Source organism: Microvirga aerilata (assembly GCF_016743775.1).
Lineage (GTDB): Bacteria > Pseudomonadota > Alphaproteobacteria > Rhizobiales > Beijerinckiaceae > Microvirga > Microvirga aerilata.
The window spans coordinates 1-1,308 of sequence record NZ_JAEQMY010000284.1 but is presented as its reverse complement, the minus strand read 5'-3'; the positions used below and the strand labels follow the sequence as shown (position 1 = coordinate 1,308).

At 60.2% G+C, this 1,308-nt stretch carries 1 protein-coding gene and 1 pseudogene; one reads left to right on the top strand and one right to left on the bottom strand.

The genetic code is table 11. The features are described from left to right. A pseudogene (locus tag JKG68_RS33110) lies at positions 1–195 on the top strand (hypothetical protein); the annotation flags it as partial. A gap of 76 nt (positions 196–271) precedes the next feature. On the opposite strand, the gene JKG68_RS32370 reads toward JKG68_RS33110, so the two are convergent. Next, positions 272–628: a hypothetical protein gene (locus JKG68_RS32370; protein ID WP_246516131.1), complete on the bottom strand. Its 357-nt coding sequence runs from the start codon at positions 626–628 to the stop codon at positions 272–274. Positions 629–1,308 lie beyond the last annotated feature (680 nt).

Sequence of the window (1,308 nt, the reverse complement as noted above, 5' to 3'; positions counted from 1 at the left end):
CGAACTCCCTCCAAGCTTGGATCAGAGGGGCCGAATACCCATATCAAGCATATGTCGCACAAGGGATCTTCGCCTCACACCCTCGACCTGTTCGAGGTCACGCTCACCGTACCGACACCTCGATCCGAACCGGCTCCTGCCTCGGCCGAGCTGTGGGACTTTGCCGGCCTGTCTGATGCACAACTGGCAAAGTAGCTCGGTCAGCTAAAGGGTTGTCTGGTAGCGCAAGGTGCTTGAAGAGGCTGCATAAGCCCGCAGGGTGGCGGACAACTTATTTCCGGGATGGAGCCATTCCAGCATAGGGATAGCACCGGGCGCGCTCGAGGGTGAGACCAAAGTGCTCGCCGAGCTTGCGAATGGCTTCACTATGCTCAGGGTAGGGATCGCGGTTCTCAGGACCCACAAGGATGATCCTGAAAGCCGGGTCATAGCGGCCGGGTGGCGGCAGCATGGCTGTCACGAGGGCTGCCCCCTCTGCACTGCGCAACGTCAGGAACACGGGCATGACACGCTGCACGTGAGCCTTGAGGCCAATGTTCTGCTCAACAAATAAGCTGGAGGATGAGCGGTAGGTGCTCGCTGCACTCTCCCAGGCTTGACGGAAGTGTTTCTCAACCACGTGGCCCATCAACTCTGACTCAAGCGCGGCCTCGCCTTCGGTTTCAATCCGAAACCAGGTCTTCGAGCCTGGGGCATCACAGATGTATTGCATGCCGGGTCAACGTGGAAGCGCGGTGAAGGTGCCCAGAGGCTGCGCCGTCGGACCGGTGCAGCGCGAGCCTGCGTTCGGCACCCGAACACACCCTCGACTTTAACCTTGGCGATTGGGAACACTCTCCTGGGAGAGTTCGCCCTAAGCACTTTCCACGCCCGCTCTGGCCACAAGCGTGTCATTAGCATTCTCTGATTAAGCCTTACTCGTTCAAGGGGCGAAGTACCGCTTCTGGCTCGGGGTTGAAGGGGGCCAAGCGCCCGCTTTGGAGGCGAACACCAGACCCCTCACGAAGTCGGGGTATTCTCAGTTTGCCCCAGAACTGCCCTTCGTCTTGCTGGGCCGCAAAGCCAGAGAACTGCCCGCAGGGGTTAGTCCTTCTGCTGGTCTACCCGACCGCGAGCCAGGAGAGCAGGATTGCCGCCCGGTCAACATCGGGCCGTGATAGGCACCATTGGGAGGGCCTCCGATGTCGCGTTCACAGTTCAAACGATCCCTGTACTCCGCGAGTTTGGCAGCTCTCGCGGCTGTTGGGCTTAACATCGCTTGCGCAACCGCAGGTCTCGCGTCACCTGAAGACGAGATCGCCCGCCTCA

Excerpts from the sequence above, each read along its gene's own strand:
- JKG68_RS32370 (WP_246516131.1), bottom strand. The coding sequence starts at position 628 with ATGGGCCACGTGGTTGAGAAACACTTCCGTCAAGCCTGGGAGAGTGCA.